Raw genomic sequence first — 21231 nt, forward strand, 5'->3', positions numbered from 1 at the left:
TCCCTGTCTGATTGACTAAAAGCTAATTGAGGAAATCAATGAACTCACAAACACAAGCATCACTAAAACCAGCGATAAGGAAATTAATCCACAGTTCCCAAGTCAAACCGGAAGCTGTGCAGGTAATTGTTGAAGGGTTAGAAAATAAGGAAATTAAATCTGATTATTGGGAAACTCTATTTAATAAAGAAGGTGCTGACATTGCAATAAAACAAAAGATTTATAGTCCCCAAATGGTGCGACTAATAACGTTGAGAGCAATGGTAATTCCAAAGACATTACCGGAGTTTTTGGAATGGTTGAATATTCAAGGTGGTAAAAAATCTGATGAAAATCAAACTGTATCTTTAGATTTTCAAAAAGCTATTCGGGCTTTATTTCCTAAAGCACAAATTGCAGGAGGAATTAGATATCTACTATTAAATTTATTGAATAAGAAAATATCAGTAGATAGTCTTTATTGGTTATTAATGATAGATGATAGTGCTTGGATTTATGCTCAGAAAGAGTTGATAAATTATGTTCACTCTGATTTACAATTAATTGATAACTATTTTATTAGACAATATGAAAATGGTTTGTCTGACAACTTGTTTAAATGCCAAAAGCAAGTTTGGACGAGTTTAATAAATAATTGGAGAGGTATTCAACAAAGATATTATAAAGGAGAAGAATATCAACCTTTTGCTGAATTATTTGAAAAATTCCAAGAATATGACTTAGCTGCATATTTTTATCAAGTAAGTCAAAGCAACGTTTCTAACGATTTATTTTATAGCATAGCCTATGAAAAATATCTCCGGCTTAATCCTAATGGAGATAAACTTTCTAAAGTTTTGTTTTATGAGGTGGCTTATCAAGAATATCGCAATTCTAATATCGTTGTTTACGGCTTACTGATTAAACGGAAACCAACGTTTATTGAATTTATTATCAATTTTGTAATCCAAGGTTTGATTTCACCCAGCATAAATTTTACTAGCAATTTAATCAAAAACACTATTGAGTTTCTCGTTGATTTAATAAAGTGGATTTTTACAGCTATTATTTGGTTAGTGTGTATATCAATGGGTTTGGCGGCTTTTGGTTTCGGAATTCAAAATTTTGGAGTATTTTTTCTAATATTCATATTTTACTTAATTGCTGCAAGTTCAAAAAAATAATTAAATGAGAATACAAAAACCATGAGAATCTATTTTTACATACTAGCCGGCATTACATCAGCTTTAATAGGCTGGAATATAGGTCAATTTTTTCTCACAGATTTGGGGTTATTCAAACAATTTCCCGAAATTACTCTATTTCCCTGTATAGCCATTTCCCTAGCATTTGGCATGATCCTAAATGAAATATTTATCAGCAACCCCACTAGACCAAAACGCAGTTTTCAAACTGCACAAAAGCCCCTATTAATAGCCTTGGGTTTAGGTACAGTTTCAGGTTTAATTGCTGGTATTATTTCCCAAATTCTGTTTTTACCAATTATTCGTGTACCTACTCCCATTGTGAGAACATTAGGATGGTTATTAATTGGTAGTTCTGTAGGGATTGCAGAAGGTTTAAGTTGGCGCTGGTATAGTATGGAAGCGGGGAGTAAAAAACGCTTTCAACAAAGATTAAAAACCAGTATCATTGCCGCAAGTGGGGCGAGTTTTGCAGCAGCAATTATATTTGAAATCATTCGCTTAATGTTGGGGACAATGCCGATAGAATTTAAAGGTATAGAAGATCCTATTGGTTTTGGTATTTTAGGTTTATTGCTAGGTGGCGTTTTTAGTCTCACTAACTCCCCTAGTTATATTGCCGCTTTGCGGGCTGGGACTGGTTTTGAGTATAGAGAAATTAAAGAGGATAAGAAACTTCCCTCATTACCAAATATCAATCAATCACATCCTTTTATTGATAAATCTGTACTTTCTTTTGTGACAGAAACTGATAATATTAAGGATGATCAAATTGAAGAAGGTTTATCTATTCAATTACCTGCAAATGGAACTATTAAAATAGGTTCTACTATCAAAGATACACACATTTCTATTCCTGGTTTACCTTTCCATCTTGCTGATATTAAATTAGAAAAACGGACAGCAATTCTCATACCTAATGTTCGGTTTATCAAGGCAATAGAAGTGAATGGAAACAAGGTTAAATCTGGTCGTGGCATACCTTTAAAACATAATTACGTATTGACATTTTACCAAATTAAGAAAGATGGCATCAATGAAGAAAAATATTATCGCTTTGTCTACTATAACCGCTTCCTTGACCCACAAGCTTAGTTTATCTTGCTTGTTATTAATATGCTGGATATTACCTGGTTTAGCTAATGTTAAAACTTCTGAAATCGTTGGTAGTCCTACAGTTAAAGATGACAGAGTAACAATTAGAATTAAAGTCAACAATCAAGAAGATAGACCCTTAATGGGTTTAGAAGATACTAATTTTAAATTGACCGTTGATAACAAGGAAACCAAATTTAAACCTAAAGATTGGAAAAGTCCAGAAGAAAGTGTACCTCCTCCAGCTTGGATTATAGTTTTACTAGATTTTAGTGGCAGTATGAATCAAGTAGATAGTGGAGGAACTAAAAAAATAGCAGGTGCTATTAATGCGATTCGTCAATTTACTAAAATTTCTGGTGAACGCGGTGGAAATACCCAAATTTCTATAGTTCCTTTTGGAAAAGCTGGTAGTAAGTGTCCTGAATCTATTGTAAATAAAGAAACTCTGGATAAATTTCTAGCGGCCAATGATTTTAAACTGCAAAATAATCTGGATTATTTATCAAGTTTGACTCCCTGTGCGTCTACAGATTTATATGAACCTTTAACCAAAGCAGTGAAGTTTTTAGCTAATAATGAAGACCCCCGGTTTTACTTACCAGAAAGTTCTTCCCAACCACAACCCAGACTATCAATAATTCTCCTGTCTGACGGATATCACAATGTAACTAATGAAGCGACTGATTTTGCAGCTTTAACTAAGTTGCTTAAAAACAATGACAAAATTACAGTACATACTTTAGGTTATGGATTGACACCACAAGAATTAGGTGTAAAATACAAGTTAGGCCGACCTGCTACTCGTGCTGATTTGAATGAACGTAAAGTACCCGAAGCAGAATTTGTAGACCAACAAAGACTAGCGGAAATTGCCAAATTAACGGGGGGAATTGCGGAGTTTTCTGGTAATGCGGAAAGGATAGCCGAAAACTTGCAATTATTTCTGAATGCGTTGTTAGGAGAGTATGAAATTACCTTTACTCAACCTAATGCAGAAAGGGGTTCTAAGCACAAAGTTCAGGTGGAAGTGAGTTCTCAAGATGGTAAAGCCAAGGAGTCGCAAATCATAGAATATATTATGCCTGTATTTGGGCGATCGCTGCCTTTGGGAGTACGTCTAATCATGGTAATATCAGTGTTATTTATAGTCATAATTTTTGGAATAGTCCCTTTTCACTACTGGGGAAAACATTTAAAAGCAGAAGCACAAAGGGACTAATTCTATGAGGATATTTGAAAAACATCGGCGAATATTTTTATTTTCTTTAAGTCTTTATTTTCTCACTGCTTGTTCTCAAAATCAGCCAGCAAATCAAGTAATTACTTCCCAATGTCCTAGTCAACCAACAGCAGTTTTAGAAACCAACAATGTTAAACCTATTTCCCTCAGTTCTCAAGCTATTACTGAAACAGGTATGGTGACTAATAATAAATCACTTGGTTATACTTTTACAGCTAAATCAGGTGACAAACTGGTTTATAAAACTAATCAAGATATTTGTATTTGGATTTATACACCAGACAATCAATTAATTACTAATCCTATTTTACCTCTTGATGGTAAATATACAGTTCAACTTGCTGCTATCAAGGGTTCTACTACTTTTGATTTAGCGATAAATTTAGAGAATGTAAATGATATTTCTATTGCTTCAAATACACCACAAGTTAGTTCTTCACCCTCTCAACAAACTGAGGTAGATTCAACAACAACATCTGATTTATCTGTAAATGAGTCTCAACCTACTCCTTCCGTATCAGATAATGTATCTTCTTCGCAAACACCCACACCAGAAAATTCAAATAATGTTGATAGACCATCAGCAGAGACAGCCATAAAAGATTACTATATTCAGATTAATAATAAACAATATCAAACAGCTTGGGATATTTATCCAATCGCAGTTAAAGAAAATAAAGAATTACATCCAGATGGTTACAATTCTTTTATTGAATGGTGGGACAAGGTTGATTATGTAAATATTGATAAAGTTAGTGTTGAAGAAGAAATTTATGATAATGCTATCGTCAATATTAGCACTCGCTATAAAATGAAAAGTGGTAAAGTTTCACCTATTAAACTCAATTTTTATCTGAATTGGAATAAAGAAAATCAAAGGTGGTATGTTACTAAAATTCAACATGAATAAATATTTAATCTTAAAAAATAAAAAACCGAAAATGAAAAAACTACTTATCTATTCCACATTTCTATCAATTATCGGTTGTCAACCTGGAATGAATCCCATTGCGTCTATTTCCTCTAATTCTGTCAGTTCCTCTGGTTGTGCTGATAAACCTACAGGTTCTCTCAGCAAGAAAGATGTAGAAGAAGTTGTATTAAATGAAGGAACAATCACTAAATCTGGTCAAGTTAATGCCAGTAAATATCATGGTTATACTTTTACAGCTAAATCAGGTGAAAAACTGATTTATAAAACTAATCAAGATATTTGTATTTGGGTTTATACCCCAGATAATCAATTAATTAATAGTCCTATTTTACCTCTTGATGGTAAGTATACGGTTCAAGTTGCTGCTATGCGCGGTTCTACTACCTTTGATTTAGCATTGCAATTACAAAACGATGCAGACAAATCATTATCATCAGCACAACCAACACCTTTAGAAACCAGTCAGACTAATATAGAAAATTCCCCCAGAAAAGATGCGGCTGATTTTATTAGAAATCATTATTTATCTCTAAACAACCGTGAATATAGTCAAACACGGAATCAACTATCAAATCAGTTTAAAAATAAATATTCTGGTACTTATGCAGAATATCAACAATGGTGGGATAGTGTTAAAGAAATAAAGATTGGTGATGTTAAAATTGTCAATGACAATGGTAATAATGTTACTTTAGATGTTGAATTATGGTATTATATGAACACTGGTAAAATTGCTCAAGATTCTCGCAGTCGTATTTATTTAATATGGAATCAAAATGATAATAGATGGTTAATTAATGATAAATCAGAACCATAACAAAAGAACCATAATGATGAAAATTAATTCTTGTTTAGCAAATCTGAGATGATTTAATATGTTTAAAAAAATAATTGTCTACTCTACCTGTCTATCAATTATCGGTTGTCAAGCAATAGAAAATCCTCTAGCTAATGTTTCCTCTAATGCTATCAGTTCCTCTGGTTGTGCGGAAAAACCTACAGTTTCGCTGAGTGGAAAAGATGTAGAAACTGTTGCATTAAATGAAAGTACAATTAATAAATCTGGTCAAGTTAGTGCTAATAAAAATATTGGCTATACCTTTACAGCAACAACAGGACAGAAATTAAGTTATAGCACTGATGCGGATATTTGTATTTGGGTATTTACTCCAGATAATGAAATTCTCAAAGGTGGAGAGTTATCTAAAAATGGTAAATATATTATTCAAGTTGCTGCACCTCAAGGGGCAAAAACGTTTGATTTAAAAATGAGTTTAGGACTTTTAGAAACTGCTTCTAGCACCCCTACTGCATCACCTACTAATACTCCTGAAAATACTCCTGAAAATAATAATTCTCAATCTAGTTTAGAAAATGATAATCTCCAACCAGAAAATGATATTTCTCAAGAACAAGCATTAGAATTAGTCCGGAAATGGTATGCAGCTAAAACCCGCATATTTGCGCCACCTTTTGATAGAGATTTATTAAATGAACTAGCCACAGGAAAACTTTATCAAAGAGTGGGAGGTGAAGGTGGTTCAATAGATTGGTTACAAAAATATAATCGTTACTATACATACAATAAATCAGCAATTACAAATATTATGGGTTTTTCTAGTTCTGGAAGCAGACCATATATTAAAGTTAGAGTGGTAGAGGAATTATATTTACAAGGTGAAAAAGGAATTGATAAAACAAATTCTGGTGAATATAAAATTGATTATATTTATTTTTTTACAAAAGAAAATGGTACATGGAAAATATATAATAATGAAAAAATATCTGATGCTGAGTAATAATTTTTATTAAAAACCAATATTTAATAACAGTATGCTTAACCTATTTAACCGCTTAAAAAACAACAAACCCCTACTATTTGGATTATACGGTGCTAGTGGATGTCTCACAGCCGCAATCCTATTAGGAGAACCATTTTTAGCCTTAACTAAATTAGCTAAAACTTCCTCCGTCACTCCCCAAGCCATAGTTTTATTAATTGACACATCCTCAAGTATGAGTGATGGAAAATTAACAGAAGTCAAAACAGCAGCCAGCAAATTTATAGAACGTCGTGACTTACAAAAAGATCAACTAGCAGTAGTCAGTTTTGGACTAGAAATTAAAACTACTACCCCACTCACAAACGACGCTAACACCTTAAAAAATGCCATTGATACTTTATCAGAAAATGGAGGTACACCAATGGCTGAAGGTATCAACGCAGCCATTGGAGAATTACAAACAACTGCATTAAATCGCAATATCATCTTATTTACTGACGGTGTACCAAATGACCCTAATTTGGCTTACAATTCAGCCCTAGCTACCAGAAACACCGGAGTAAAACTAATTTCAGTTGCTACTGGGGATGCTGATATAAATTATTTAACTCAGATTACAGGCGATTCCTACGGAGCGCTTCGCTATCGCTCATTAGTATTTTATGCTAATTCCGGTCAATTTGATCAAGCATTTCGCAACGCAGAGGCCGCAATTTATAAACAATTAGTTGAATCTAATTCCAGCGAAAACTACAGTATCACCTATTCAGTATTACGCATTGGTGGTTGGACAGCATTTTTAGCAATGGGAATATCCCTAGCTTTAATTATGGGACAAAACCGCTATATGCGCCTTCCCTTATTAACAGCAAATAAAGGAATTATTAGCACCTTTGGTAGTCTAGCTGCGGGAATGATAGCAGGTGCAACCGGACAAATCTTATTTTTACCTCTCTCCAGTATAGCTGTTTTAGAAATTATTGGCAGAATTGCCGGCTGGGTAATTTTAGGTGCATTAGTAGGAGGAGGAACTAAGTTTTTTGTTCCCAATTTAAAACTAAAAAATGCTTTATTAGGTGGAACAATTGGCGGAGGAATTGGTGCTAGTGGTTTCTTAATTACAGCCAATATTTTTGGTGATGTTTTGGGGCGTTTATCCGGTGCATCTATGTTGGGATTTTTTATTGGTTTAATGATAGCCTGGATAGAACAAAAGCAATTACAATCACAACCATATTTATTAGTAAATTGGACTCCAACGGAACAAACTACATATTTATTAGGGACAAAGCCAATTTTAATTGGTAGTTCCTTAAATGTAGAAATTCCCTTAAATGCCTCCGATGGATTTACACCTATTACTGCTAAAATTTTTAAAGAAGGAGAAAACATTATTATGCAATTTGATCAAGAGTATGCAGCTATAAAAAACATGAAAAAAACCAGTCAAGATTTAAAAGTCGGTGATACCCGGAAATTAGGACAAATCACTATAGAAGTTAAAGATAAAACCCTTACCGCAAATGGTTAAATAAATGGTTAAATATACATTTAATCTCAAACTTAAAGATTCACCACAACAATATACTTACACCTTAGATTTAAACCCAATTCAAGAAGATATGCCAGAACAGATTTTTACCCCCGCTATCAAAGAAGATATCCGCACAACCTTACAAAAACTCAGCCTCTCAGCAATTAAAGATCATCAACTCAACAACATTATTCAAACTTGGGTAGAAGATATTAGAGAAGGCTATAGATTTAGTTCTTTAACTCTCAATTTGCGGTTATTAATAGAAGAGAATATTGATAAACTCCATGAAACAGGAAATCAAGAAATACCGAAAATAATTGAGCCAGATATATCAAATATAGAACCTCAATTTGGTATGCTTCCTCCTTTAAATTTTATTTAATTATTCAATTAGGAAAGAAAAATGCAGAATAATCTTAACATTAGTATTACTCCCCATCGGGAATTTATGCCAGCGGATACAGCAGCACAAAAATTATTTGTGATGTTGAAATTACGTCCTACTAAAGATGTCGCTACAAGTTCCCCACATACCACATTTACCTTTGTTATTGATACCAGTGGTTCAATGTATGAGGTAGTATCAGGAGATGTGAAACCAACTGGTATTACTTATCAACAAGATGGCAAAGCATATCAACAGGTTACAGGGGGAAAATCCAAAATAGATATAGTCATTGAATCCTTATTAGCATTAGTCCGTTCGGGAAAATTGACCACCAGCGATCGCATTGCTATAGTCCAATTTGATGATAACGCTTCCCAAACTATCGGTTTAACCAGTGCTACAGAAATTAATCAACTAGAAAATGCGATCGCCCAACTTCGGGACTTTTCCGGTGGTACACGCATGGGTTTAGGATTACGTCGGGCATTTGATATCTTAAGTGAACAACAAATGACAGTCAGACGCACCCTATTATTTACTGATGGACAAACATTTGATGAAGATCAATGTCGGTCAATTTCTAGTAATTTCGCCACCAATAATATCCCCATTACCGCATTAGGAGTAGGAGAATTCAACGAAGATTTACTTACCCATCTTAGCGATTCTACAGGAGGAAAATTACTTTATATTGTCCCAGGAACAGCCATAGGTACACAAATTTCTATCCTTGATTTACCCAATAAAATTATAGACGAATATAGCCAAGCCCAACAAGAAGTGATCACCAATCTAGCCTTAACAGTAAAAACAGTTAAAGGAGTAGAACTGACTAGAATTGTTCGCGCTTACCCCACCCAAGCCGAATTTCCCATTAATCAAGATCCTCATCCTTTAGGGAATGCGATCGCTAATGACGAAACCATATTTATCCTCGAATTTACTATTAATAATCGCCCCGCTGGTCGTGTGCGTATCGCCCAACTTGGACTCACTTACGACATACCTGGACAAAAAATACGCGGTGAACTTCCACCACAAAACCTAATTATCCAATTCGTTTCTGGACAACAAAATGCCGCCCAAGTCAATCAAGAAGTTATGGATTATGTACAACAATGCAACATAGCCAACCTCGTCAACCAAGCCACAAAAATAGCCGAACATGATCCTCAAAAAGCAGAACAAATATTAGAAACAGCCCGACGAATGACCATGAAAATCGGCAATAAGGACATGACAGAATCCTTAAATAACGCCCAAGAAGAACTCCGAAAAACCAAAAAAATCTCCGATGGAACTCGGAAAACCGTTAAAATGGGTGCAAAAGGTAAAACCGTTAAAATGGGCAACGATATTAACGAAATGCTTTCAGAAGAAGAAATGCGAAAACTCACAGGAACATAAATACAGCAGAAGTCAGCAGTGAGAAAGATTCAAACATCAATAATTGACACAATATAGAATCTTAAATTGCAAAACTCCAACCGTACAACTCCAACTATAAAACTTTGCGCCTTTGCCCCTTTGTGTCTTTGCGCGAAAAAAAATTAATAATTAAAAATGAGGAGAAAACACCATGATTACTTGTACAGTTTGCGGCTATGATCAAAATCCAGAAAACTCAGAATTTTGTAACGCTTGCGGTTCAGAACTACAAGCCATAGTCACACCACCACCAAAAATAGAACCCACCTTAGCACCTACAGTCATTCAACCAACTACACCACAACCCAACAATCCTCCAATTATTTCTGAATCTCCCACAATTATCAACACATTTACAAAAGCCAAACTAACATCTAAACAAACAAACGCCCCCATACCAGAATTTATCCTAGATAATAACGCCATTGTTGGCATATTTGATCCAGACACAGGACCAGTAGAAATTGATTTAGAAACATTTTTTGGCGGAGAAACAGTTTCTCGTAATCATGCCGAAATTTATCAAGAACTAGGAACATGGAAAGTCAAAGACTTAGGTTCTACCAACGGAGTATTTATCAAACCACCAGGACAAACTCGCTTTAGTGCCAGAATTACCATACCCACCCCCTTAAACTCAGGTGATGAAATAGCATTTGGTAAAGTTAGATTTCTCTTTCAAACTATCTAAAAAATCAAAAAAACTCTCTTGTGGGGTGGGCATCTTACCCGCCAACCACTCCTATATTTCTTGCAAATTCCATGAATGAAATGACAAATCAAAACCCATTAACAATTAAAGAAAACATCTGTTTTCAAATAGATAACCTGCAAATAGAAATCATCTCCTATTTAGGACAACTCACACCTGATATTTATTACTTTCAAGTCAATATCATATCTGAAAAACCAGGTTTACTGAGAATAGGTGCAACTAACAGCGCACTCAACCGAGAACTAGAACTGAGAAAAAGACTAGGTGATTACAAACTCGTTACCGAACTACTTGCACATAGAGAAGACAATATAACTGTTGATATTAAACCCCAAAATACACCGGAAAATGAAACTATCTTTTCTCCTATTACAGAAATAGATACATCCTCAGAATATTTACAAAAAGAATGTTTAGAAGATGAATATTTACAAAAAGAATGTTTAGAAGATGAATATTTACAAAAAGAATGTTTAGAAGACGAATATTTACAAAAAGAATATTTAGAAGATGAATATTATCCAGAAACAGAAATTAGCACCAATATATCAAATCAAAAACTTCTCCTTCTTACCTACCTTCCCCACGAAAATCAAACCTTAGAAACTTGGCTAGAAACCGAACATTCTTTAGAAGAATCAATATTTTTAACCAGCCAAATATGTCAATTATGCCGCTATCTTCATCAAAGAGAATGGTGTTTTATCAATATCCTTCCCCAATTTATTCAAATGGGAACACCTATACAATTTTTCGATATTACCAGTGCCTATCCTTTGGGTGAAACTCTCAATTCTGGGTTAATAGGAACTTATTGCGCCCCCGAATTAGCATACTGTAAAAACCCCATTCATGAAACAATGAGTAGTTATACAGTTGCAGCATTATTATATCAGATAATTCACAACAAAACCCTATCAACAGATCAAACCATAGAAATACAAATTAATCCCATTCCTATTATTTATCAAATTCTCAAAATTTGTTTATCTTCCCTGCCAGAAGAAAGATTTCCTCTAGAACAACTATTAAAAATATTAGTTCGCACCCGCCAAAACATTAGCACACCCAAAATTAACTGGCAAATAGCCAGTAGTTCTACCGTTGGACTATCAATAAACCGTTTACAAAATGAAGATAACTATGGCATTAAACAACAGAAAATCAGTGATAGAGAAACCATCCTCTTAGCTGCGATCGCTGATGGTATGGGGGGAATGTCTCAAGGCGAATTAGCCAGTCAATTGGCAATAAAAACAGTTTTAGAAACACCCATTTTTTTCCAATATCAAACCATAGAACAATACCAAGAATGGTTAACAAACCTATTCATTCAAACAAATGAAACAGTATCAAATCAAGTTAAAGATGGGGGAACAACCCTCAGCATCATTTTAGCCATATCCCAACAATTAATAATTAGTCATGTTGGTGATACTCGCATTTACTTACTACGTCAAGGAGAAATAAAACAACTCAGTCAAGATCATTCTCTAGTCGCCATGTTAGTAGCTAGTGGACAAATTACAGAAACCGAAAGTTTAGAACATCCAGATAGAAATGTTCTGACAAAATCCATCGGTACAAAACGCAGATTAAGTGATGGTTACGTCCAAGATTTAAAACAAACTACTCCAGAATTATCTATGCAACTAGAGCATCAAGATATTCTTTTACTATGTTCTGATGGGGTTTGGGACTTAGTGCCTAAAAACGAAATAGCGGAAATTTTCACCCCTGATAAAAACTTACAAACATCAGTTAATTTGACTATCAATAAAGTTTTAGAACGTGGTGCATCTGATAACGCTACCCTTTTAGCATTACAATTTTTAATCAATTCATAGATCCCCGACTTCTTTAAGAAGTCGGGGATCTAATTCTCATTAATTACCAATTACCAATTATGTCTATTCAATGTCCAACCTGTCTCACAGATAACTACGATCATGAAACTAGCTGTATCGCTTGCGGTACACCTTTAACCTCTTCTTCCACCACATCAAATCTGCATTTATCCCCAGGAACATTATTACAAAATGGCAGATATAGAATAGAGAACATATTAGGACAAGGTGGCTTTGGGATTACTTATGCAGCAACTTATCTGCAAAATTCCGCTAAAGTTGCCATTAAAGAACTATGGCCAGAAAATGCAGCTAGACAAGGTAATACAGTTCTGTGGCCAATGTCCATTACCCCTATGCAGCGTCAACAACAACTGCAACAATTTCAATTAGAGGCTAACTATTTACAAAAATGTGTTCATCCTCATATCGCTAAAATTTATGAATGGTTTACAGAAAATGATACCGCATACATGGTAATGGAATTACTTGTTGGTAAATCATTAGATAAAATATTGCTAGAAACAGGACCGCTAGAAGAAAATCGAGTTAAAAATTATTTTGTGCAAATTGCTGATGCTTTAAAAGTTATTCATAGTCATAATTTACTGCATCGAGACATCAAACCAGAAAATATTATTATTGTTCCTCCTAATAAAGCTGTATTAATTGATTTTGGTGCAGCTAGAGAATTTATTGCCGGTCAAACTGGGGATATGACCCGAATATTAACCCCTGGATATGCACCTTATGAACAATATATTCAAAAAAGTAAGCGTTTTCCCAGTACAGACCTTTATGCTTTATGTGCATCAATGTATGAATTATTAACGGGAAAATTACCAATAGAAGCCACAGATAGAGCCAGTGCTTTTTTACAAGGTAGTTCTGTGGATAAATTAATATCACCCCGACAACTACGCCCTAATTTAAGTTCATTGATAGAAAAAGTTATTCTCACAGGAATGCAATTTAGAGTAGAGGATAGATTTCAAACTGCTGATGAATTAATTAATGCACTTCAAGGTAAATTTATTTCTCCTCAACATCAACGAGCCAAAGAATTAGTCAAACAAGGTCAACTAGCTGATGCCGTTCAAGCATATCAAAAATATTTACAACTTGCACCAGATCATGGAGAAGCAGCCGTAGAACTAGCATTATTACAAATATATCTTGATGATCAACAAGCAGAAACAGCCGCAGAAATAGCCATTCGATTACAACCTAATGACGGCAGAGGTTATGGAGCTTTAGGACTGATTAATTGCCGTCAAAAAAATTGGGAAGAAGCAGTTAAGAATTTACAGAAAGCCGTTCAACTAGCTCCTCATGAGGCTTGGATACAAGCTAATTTTGCTTGGGCATTAGGTAAATTTGGTAAATGGAAAGATGCAGAAAATACAATAAATAAAGCATTACAATTACAGCCTGATTGTACCTTTGCTTTGGGGTTGCAAGCTTGGATATATGTACAGCAACAAGAATGGAAATTAACTATTCGTGCAGCTACACAAGCAATATTTAAATTACAGAATCAGCAAAATAGTAATGGAAAAGAGTTACAATCTAGCCTATATCCTTATTTAATTATAGCTTTAGAAAAAGCCGTTGTCACTAAACAAGCTAATGATGTAGATAGAAGAATTGAAGAATTCATTAATCAAGTGCCTGATAGTGCTATAGCTTGGGGTTTAAAAGGTTGGAAACAAGCAACTAAATATTTATGGCAAGATGCTATCAGCAGTTTTGAAAAAGCCAGTCATCAAGCATCAATTATAGATTGGGTATTAATTAATTACGCTATTACTCAGGAAAATTTACAAAATTATCAAAGTGCTATTCAAATCTATGACAATTATCTACAAAAATTTACGCCTCAAGCCTTTATTTTATTTCGTCTCGGTACTTTATATGCCCAAATAGGAGAATGGCAAAAGGCAAGGTTATATCTTGAAAAAGCGATTAAATATAATCATATTTATGCTGAAGCCTATCATAATTTAGGTTGGGTATTGCTGAATATTAAAAGTCAAGATGGACAAGTAGAAAACTGCCGAGAAATGTTATTTGCTTATAGTAAAGCTACAGAATTATATGGAAAAGAACAAAAATCACCAATGAATGCAGGTATTAAACAGGCTTTTCAATTGGTGGGAGTGAATATTTAGAACATATTCGCCACAATTGTTATACCAATTTTATATAAGACTGCATAAACTCATCAATTTCCTCGCTTGTCAATTCCGCTGTGAAATTCAAATATCATATCCGCTTCGCTTAACTAATTGCACAAGCGTAACAGCAAAAAAAATGTGCTGATAGATTTTCTTAGGGGAAATTTACCATACAATATTCGATATCAACCATAGATATCATGACTGCCAACAAGACCCCACCCAGCGAGATGATCCGCGTGCCTAATGTACTAATTCCGGTAGTACGGCAACTAGCAAAAATCCACCGCGACGGTCACACAACAGCCTTACTGCAAGGATTACAGGAATTGATAGCACAGTTCGATAGCAGTGTAAAACTGGAAGCAACCACCGAATTACAGCAGGTGGAAGAGAAACTGGAGCAGCTGAAAACGCACCTTTGCCAACAAGATGAACAAGTGGACTCTAAACTGGAAGTCCTTGGTAAACAGTTGGAGAAAATTGAACGGGCGCTGGCCTCTGGTAAATATGGTGGTGGTAACTCTAAACCCCGGCGTTCAGGATATCCATATCAGTATCAACAACAACCAGTAGAAATAACTTCTTTTGCACCGCAAAATTTAGCGCAGAGGTTGGGGGTGACACAGCAGAGTTTAACTACAGAATGGGAAACCAAGAGTGAGAAAGAATTTATCAGTTGGTCCAGGAATCGTGACCCCAGTAGTTTGGGGTGGAAATTTCAGCCTCAAGATGGATTGTATTATCCAGTTAAGCAGTAGGGGAATAAAAAGTGCTAGGATGATCAACCATCGGGGGTAGACAGCGAATGTGAAAATAGACAGACATGGCAAAGCCAAAGTGCTTACCCAACCAGAAATCCAGCGATTATTTACAGCAGGATTAACCACTGCCAGAGATCGCACCCTTTGTGCTGTCATGCTCTACACAGGTTGCCGTGTCAACGAAGCTGTCACCCTGAAAATTACCGATGTCTACGACAAAAAAGGCAGAATTCGGACAGAACTCATCCTTCGCAAAGGCAATACCAAAGGACAATTAGCTACCCGCACCATTCCCGTCCTAGAAGACTTGAAGCACTTCCTAGAACAGTATCAACCCCCCACTACCAATGACGGATTTTTGTTTCCCGGTCGCTGGGGACGGGGACATCTGCACTCGGACTCCGCCAGTATTATCTTTCGAGAAGGTTGTCAGCAAGTTGATATCGAAGGAGCAAGCACCCACAGCTTCCGCCGCACTGCCCTAACATTGATGAGCAATGCTGGTATCCCCCTGCGGGTAATTCAAGAAATTAGTGGCCACAGAAACCTAGAGCAATTGCAACGCTATTTAGAGGTGGAATCGTCACAAGTACGCGGGGCGATCGCATCCTTATCCATGCTCACCCCGGTTGCCGACTCCCATCATACAGATGACATAACTATCACCAGTATAAAGGTGAAAACTGATGGCTAGATCGGGAAAGTGAGCTATTCCGATCTATTGACGATAGTAGGCACGTCAACAGTTTCAACTGTCAAGATGTTTTTCATGCTGTTGAGCTTTGAGGGGCATCTCCCTCATCCTGAATAAACCTGATGGAGTAAAGTTTAAAGATCCGGGTGAAACGGAAACATTAGCTATTGTTGCACCAAAAATAACTGGCGTTCTTTGTATTCAACCTACTAGCGTACCAAATGGATTATGCCTAGATCCAATTAAAGCAGATTCGGCAATTAAAGCAGCTTTTTATTCTGCGGCTTTTATTATTCGTGCTGTGGCATCTCAGGAATTAGATATCGATCCAGAAGAATTAGATATCAGTGGTTTACGGCAGGTTGAACTAGAGATAACTGGTCAAAAAGTAGGTGAAATTGTGATTAGCGATCGCCTAGCCAATGGTTCTGGTTTTACAGACTGGCTTTCTCAACATTGGCAAGAAATTCTCATAGAAAAAATTCTAAATACTCGAAATACTTTTGCTGATGCTATGATGTCAGCGAAACATCGTCATGAATGCGATTCTTCTTGTTATAATTGTTTGCAAAATTATCGAAATCAAAATTATCACGGGTTACTCGATTGGCGATTGGGTCTAAATTTACTTAGGGCATTAGCTGATAAGAATTTTTGTTGCGGCTTGCACGGCGACTTTTCCGCTCCAGACTTAGAAAATTGGCTACAAACAGCAAGTACACTTCGAGATGCTTTTTGTGCATCTTTTAGTAGTTGTTCTCCGCAAGATATGGGAGGACTGCCTGGTTTTACAGTGGATGATAAAACAGTGATTATTGCTCATCCATTATGGAACCTTAATAACCCCATTGGCTTATTAACTGATGCTGTTACTAATGTAGTACCAGATAACCGAATTCATTACATTAATACGTTTAATCTTTTGCGCCGTCCTAGCTGGTGTTATCAGTCATTGGTATCGTCGCAGACATAGATTATTTGATACAACATTTTACAACGTAGTCATAAGGATTTTAGGCTACAAAAACTAGAGGCGTTCAAATGGTATAGTTTTAGCCCTGTCAATTAGGCTGTTAGCAGCAGGTCATCAAGTCTTTATCGTAACTTTCTGCATGGCTGCTCATTTGACCCCGTAGTTACCAATACTCAAAAAAAGGTGTAGGGTGATCTTGTCTCAACAATTGTGTAGCTAACTGTAATTACATAATCAAATATGATATTATGGTACATTAGAACTATTTGCAGGACGACTAGTACACTGCGGCGTAAGTGAATGAACCATTTTCAAGCCTTGTAATCAATCAAATTTTCGGAGCTTTTAATGGTGATGTTATTTACGCCGCAGTGTACTAGTTGAAAAATTGTCAGTAATTTAGATAAAAACAAACTATAATTAGGCGATCTAAACTTATAAAAAGTCTATTGCAGAGCTAACTGTAGCAGAAAAATTATGTATTTTATCAAAGGAAATTAATTAGAGTATCTTATGCAAAACAGGAGAGAGAAGGGTTATGTTGGATAAACTCATAAAATATTTTGTCTACGCGACAAAAGGGTATATTACCAAAACACAGCTTATTAAGTTTTTGTATTTAGCTGATCTTTACTCTGTTAAGTGGACAGGAAAGCAATTAACTGATCTTGATTGGTGTTATTATCAATTTGGACCTTGGAATGAGGGTATAGATGCTGCTTTAAATCAAATGAATGGGAAAGAGATTATTCAAGAATCTCAGGAAAATTCAACATATATTAGACCTGTTAATGAAGCTGCTCAAGTAGATGATTTGCAAATACCTCTAAGCATTAAGTTGGTGCTGGATAATATTCGGAGAGAGTGGGCTGGTGCAGATAAACTGAATCAGTTACTAGAGTATGTATATAGCACTGCTCCAATGCTGGAAGTAAAAAATATCCATCGCTCAGAAGAAAAAGTTAAACTTAACTTACAGGCAGAAAAAGAAAAATTAGTCAGTGAATTAGGATTGTAAAGTGGCTGGACAAAAACCTAGACAGGGTTGGATTTATTTGATTAATCCTTACAGGGTATCTATTCGTTGCAAACTGGGTCATGTTCATATTTATAATTTAGATGAACCAGGTGAAGTAGAATGTCAAACTTGTAGTGAAAATATTAATTCAAGTAGGGTTTTTAGAGGAACACATCCTTATATCATCTGGACAAGTGATCAATTTCAAGATGAATCTGGATATATAGCAACTTTTTCTGTGATTCCTCTGACTTCACAAACAACATTTAATGGTTTACCAACCACATATCCAATTAACTCTACAAGTAGAAATGGTCTTGATAAAAATTCTTATGCTTTAGTTCATCAAATATGTACTGTTGATGCTAATTGCTTCAAAGACTCATCAGAAAATTGGTTAAATCGAATTGGACAATTAGATAAACCAGATAGAGAAGCTATAGAGGAACGGCTAAAGTATTTTTTGAATATTCAAGATAATCCTAGTGAAGACTGGTTTGTTCAAAATGCTTCTCCAGAACTTTTGAAAAAGGTCTTTGATTATCTACCTGAAGATACAAAAAATTTAGCAATAGAAGAATTAATCAATAATTTAGGCTCATAATCAACAGGATATTTAAGGCTGATAAATATTTTATAGAGATAAATTCACGATACTGTAAATTTACGCTGTAACTTGTGCCGTTTTGTTGCTGGATCAAATTCAGATTGAATATCATCTTTGATAGCACGATCAAGACGCTTCCAAGTTGTGAGTATATTTGGATTTCCTGAGTCTATAACATCAAAACCTTTATTTAAACTAATTCCGATAATATCTGAGATTAGATAGCGATCTGCAAATTCGCCCCAGATAAAAACCTCAACTGTAAGTCCACAATTTTTAATAATATTAGCCAGCCTACTTTCAATAAAGGATTTCTCAAATTCAGGAATTGAGCAATCTATTTTACAAAGATGTATTTCGATTAATGGTGGATTATCTGGTCTATTAATTGCTTGTATTAATTTTTCAAAATCAAAATATCCTGGTCGTGCAACAGGATGAAAGTAAGGATCTATAAACATTAAAGACTTAGATATAGTTAATATTTTTTTCAAATGTAGCAAATAGCTATTAATTTCTCTATTAACACGAATTGAACTTGTACGATTTTCCCACCATTTTGCTTTTTCTGGATTTTCAATAGTAGTAACTAATTGTTGTTCTTTAAATTCTATTTTTGTATTCTTAGTTACAAAAATACCGTCTATGGGTTCTATTGAATGAGAATTTATAGCTTCATTACACCAATCAATACAGTTGGTTGGATATGTTTGGTTAATTGATTTAAAATCTCTCATTTGTTTATGTTTAGCTATGAGTTCCAAAATATATTTTGATGATGGATGTCTATTATTCATTTGTTTTACATACGAAAACCATTTGCCATTGTATAGATTTCGGATTAATGCTCCATCATTTTGAAGAACATAAACTATATTTTTGAAATATGCGAGACATTCTTCAGGTGTAGTAAAACACGAAGTATCAAAAATATCGGGATTTAGAACGTATTCAGTCAACATAACTATGAAAATACCTCTTCGAGTCCTTCTTCAAAAAATCCTCCTGGCCATGCTTTGACAAGTTCACCTCTCTTGTTCAAAGGCATTTCGCGTACAAAACTACCCCTACTATCTGTGTCTACAAACAACACAGAAACATCTTCAGGGCGTACAGGTAGACAACCTTCTGGGAGTTCATTATTATAGGTTTCTCTCATCCTCCTCATAATTCGCAAAAGTAAATGTTCGCTATGAGTTTCCAGTATAAAAGTGTTTTTTTGTTCTCCAAGTGCTGACTCGATGAATACATCCCCTAGTTCTGCTTGCAGTTTGGGATGTAGATGTATTTCTGGTTGTTCAATGGCAATTAAGGAATCAGATAGACTATAGCAAGATACCAGAATAGGGATAACTTGGCTAATACCAATTCCCACGTCACGGTGGCTTAGTGTTATACCATTTTTACCAATTAAGACTATATCTGAAATGCGATCGCTCTTAGCCTTCATCTCCCCAACCCAATCATCTGATAGGCTATCAGTATCAGTCAAGCTGGAAAGTATTGCTTCAATCTGTACAAGAATCCCATTAAGAGGATGTTGTTGAGAATTCTTATTAAGAGAAGTGAGTTCTTTTATTTCCTCAAAAAGATCGGTTTCTTGAAGTTTAGTCAAAATTTGCTCATAATTTTCAAAATCAGTGCCTATTGTCTCGATATTATATCTTAGTTGTTGTACTGTTTCTTGAAGCTCAGGCTCTCCTAACCCAGATGAATGAAACATTAATTGAGTTGTCAAATCCCGTAACTTATTCGTAATACGTGAATCAATAGTTCCTTTAACTTCTGTATCAGAGAATAAATGACGCACCCTCAACTCATAAGGTGTTTTCATTCTGTCTCTATCCCCTAACCAAGCATTTACCTTGTTGCGAACTTCAGTATTATTTAACAAAATGTCCCAAGCATAACCCCCACCAGCTTCCCAATTAGCATCTTTCTGTCGAGAAAAGGCAAAATGACGGGGTGGATAGGTACGAAATGGACCTAAATATTGCAAACGACCAATTTCATTTTCTACAGCATCATGAATTATCTCTATTAATGAGGTAAAGTTTTCAATGAATTTAGATGCTAAAAAAGACGCTAAAACTTCTGTTGTTAGCTCAGATTGACGAGTTTCAGAAGAGGAGATAAATTCATCATCTCTTATTTCTCTTTGTGTTGGTAGTAAGCGAGAAACTTCTGCTGTAATTTCCGGTACTAATTCATCAATGGCTTGTTGCAGTTCTTCACGAGATGGGGGACGTGGTGTTGAGGTAGATTTCATCCTCTCTAGAATCGTATCAATTAACTGATTAATAATTGGAGTATCACCAATATAATTTAATTTAAGACTATTCCCCCCAGGAATATGAGACATTCTTAATATGCTATTATCATCAGCTTCAATAAAGAATGAAAGCACTCGTACCCGTCCTTTTTCTGCTGGTGAAATACCAATTAGAATCCGCGCAGTCAAGTTATTAACATCTTTTAAAAGGCTTTCTAAATGATCAATATTAAGTCCTATATTTTGTAAATTTAGGTGTTTGGGATCTAAATCAACTGCCCACTCTATCACATTGCTACGCTGACGCTGATTTACATATTGCCCAAAACCTCCCAAATCAACAGAATCACCCCCGGCTTTTGTGCGATAAACATCTAGCTCACCTTTGTTTGTAATGGCGTGATGTGCTAATAAAAGGCTATGCAGTACACTCGATTTACCGGAACTATTAGCACCATAAATCAGGGTGATGGGACGAATGGGGATGTATTGATTGCCAGCAAAGGCTTTGAAGTTACTGATACGGAAGCCAGTTATGGGCGATTTGGCTTTGTTTTTAGGCATATTAATA

Annotated in this window: 19 protein-coding genes; 17 read left to right on the forward strand and 2 right to left on the reverse strand. The window is 35.3% G+C overall.

The window, feature by feature from the left end:
* The first annotated feature begins 38 nt into the window (after positions 1-38).
* From FJR09_RS18725 to FJR09_RS18805, 17 genes are all read left to right on the forward strand, one after another.
* A complete protein-coding gene (locus FJR09_RS18725) occupies positions 39-1163 on the forward strand; it encodes a hypothetical protein (RefSeq protein ID WP_168653316.1) in 1125 nt (374 codons plus the stop codon).
* 21 nt (positions 1164-1184) lie between these two features.
* Entirely contained in the window at positions 1185-2279 is a 1095-nt protein-coding gene (locus FJR09_RS18730) for a hypothetical protein (RefSeq protein WP_168653315.1), read from the forward strand.
* Complete coding sequence (locus tag FJR09_RS18735; RefSeq protein WP_174782903.1) at positions 2212-3501, forward strand: vWA domain-containing protein; 1290 nt, start codon at positions 2212-2214, stop codon at positions 3499-3501. The genes FJR09_RS18730 and FJR09_RS18735 overlap by 68 nt, the downstream gene beginning before the upstream one ends.
* A gap of 4 nt (positions 3502-3505) precedes the next feature.
* Positions 3506-4432, forward strand: coding sequence for a hypothetical protein (locus FJR09_RS18740; RefSeq protein WP_168653314.1), 927 nt, complete (start codon positions 3506-3508; stop codon positions 4430-4432).
* 31 nt (positions 4433-4463) lie between these two features.
* Complete coding sequence (locus FJR09_RS18745) at positions 4464-5273, forward strand: hypothetical protein (protein ID WP_168653313.1); 810 nt, start codon at positions 4464-4466, stop codon at positions 5271-5273.
* 58 nt (positions 5274-5331) lie between these two features.
* The gene (locus tag FJR09_RS18750) at positions 5332-6255 is read left to right on the forward strand and encodes an ARC6/PARC6 family protein (protein WP_168653312.1); all 924 of its coding nucleotides are present in this window, start codon (positions 5332-5334) and stop codon (positions 6253-6255) included.
* Positions 6256-6289: 34 nt separating this feature from the next.
* Positions 6290-7771: a VWA domain-containing protein gene (locus FJR09_RS18755; protein WP_168653311.1), complete on the forward strand. Its 1482-nt coding sequence runs from the start codon at positions 6290-6292 to the stop codon at positions 7769-7771.
* A gap of 4 nt (positions 7772-7775) precedes the next feature.
* Positions 7776-8159 (forward strand): hypothetical protein, encoded by a 384-nt coding sequence (locus tag FJR09_RS18760; RefSeq protein WP_168632012.1) that lies wholly within the window; start codon positions 7776-7778, stop codon positions 8157-8159.
* 21 nt (positions 8160-8180) lie between these two features.
* A complete protein-coding gene (locus tag FJR09_RS18765) occupies positions 8181-9572 on the forward strand; it encodes a VWA domain-containing protein (RefSeq protein ID WP_168653310.1) in 1392 nt (463 codons plus the stop codon).
* Between the two features lie 172 nt (positions 9573-9744).
* The gene (locus FJR09_RS18770; protein ID WP_168653309.1) at positions 9745-10284 is read left to right on the forward strand and encodes an FHA domain-containing protein; all 540 of its coding nucleotides are present in this window, start codon (positions 9745-9747) and stop codon (positions 10282-10284) included.
* A 71-nt stretch (positions 10285-10355) separates the two neighbouring features.
* Entirely contained in the window at positions 10356-12155 is a 1800-nt protein-coding gene (locus FJR09_RS18775) for a PP2C family serine/threonine-protein phosphatase (RefSeq protein WP_168654157.1), read from the forward strand.
* 59 nt (positions 12156-12214) lie between these two features.
* The gene (locus FJR09_RS18780; protein ID WP_168653307.1) at positions 12215-14326 is read left to right on the forward strand and encodes a protein kinase; all 2112 of its coding nucleotides are present in this window, start codon (positions 12215-12217) and stop codon (positions 14324-14326) included.
* A 206-nt stretch (positions 14327-14532) separates the two neighbouring features.
* A complete protein-coding gene (locus FJR09_RS18785) occupies positions 14533-15093 on the forward strand; it encodes a hypothetical protein (RefSeq protein ID WP_168653306.1) in 561 nt (186 codons plus the stop codon).
* Between the two features lie 49 nt (positions 15094-15142).
* Complete coding sequence (locus FJR09_RS18790) at positions 15143-15790, forward strand: site-specific integrase (protein WP_168653305.1); 648 nt, start codon at positions 15143-15145, stop codon at positions 15788-15790.
* Between the two features lie 88 nt (positions 15791-15878).
* The gene (locus FJR09_RS18795; protein WP_168653304.1) at positions 15879-16763 is read left to right on the forward strand and encodes a Zn-binding domain-containing protein; all 885 of its coding nucleotides are present in this window, start codon (positions 15879-15881) and stop codon (positions 16761-16763) included.
* Positions 16764-17301: 538 nt separating this feature from the next.
* Positions 17302-17781, forward strand: coding sequence for a type II toxin-antitoxin system antitoxin SocA domain-containing protein (locus FJR09_RS18800; RefSeq protein WP_168653303.1), 480 nt, complete (start codon positions 17302-17304; stop codon positions 17779-17781).
* 1 nt (position 17782) lies between these two features.
* The gene (locus tag FJR09_RS18805) at positions 17783-18385 is read left to right on the forward strand and encodes a type II toxin-antitoxin system PemK/MazF family toxin (protein ID WP_168653302.1); all 603 of its coding nucleotides are present in this window, start codon (positions 17783-17785) and stop codon (positions 18383-18385) included.
* Positions 18386-18429: 44 nt separating this feature from the next.
* Here the strand turns inward: FJR09_RS18805 and FJR09_RS18810 are convergent, their stop codons facing one another.
* Both FJR09_RS18810 and FJR09_RS18815 read right to left on the reverse strand, forming a co-directional pair.
* A complete protein-coding gene (locus FJR09_RS18810) occupies positions 18430-19350 on the reverse strand; it encodes a hypothetical protein (RefSeq protein WP_168653301.1) in 921 nt (306 codons plus the stop codon).
* A 2-nt stretch (positions 19351-19352) separates the two neighbouring features.
* On the reverse strand, positions 19353-21224 hold the full coding sequence (locus tag FJR09_RS18815; protein WP_168654158.1) for an AAA family ATPase: 1872 nt from the start codon (positions 21222-21224) through the stop codon (positions 19353-19355).
* Positions 21225-21231: the final 7 nt, after the last annotated feature.

Origin of the sequence: Dolichospermum sp. UHCC 0406, assembly GCF_009712025.1 — a bacterium.
Classification (GTDB): domain Bacteria; phylum Cyanobacteriota; class Cyanobacteriia; order Cyanobacteriales; family Nostocaceae; genus Dolichospermum; species Dolichospermum lemmermannii.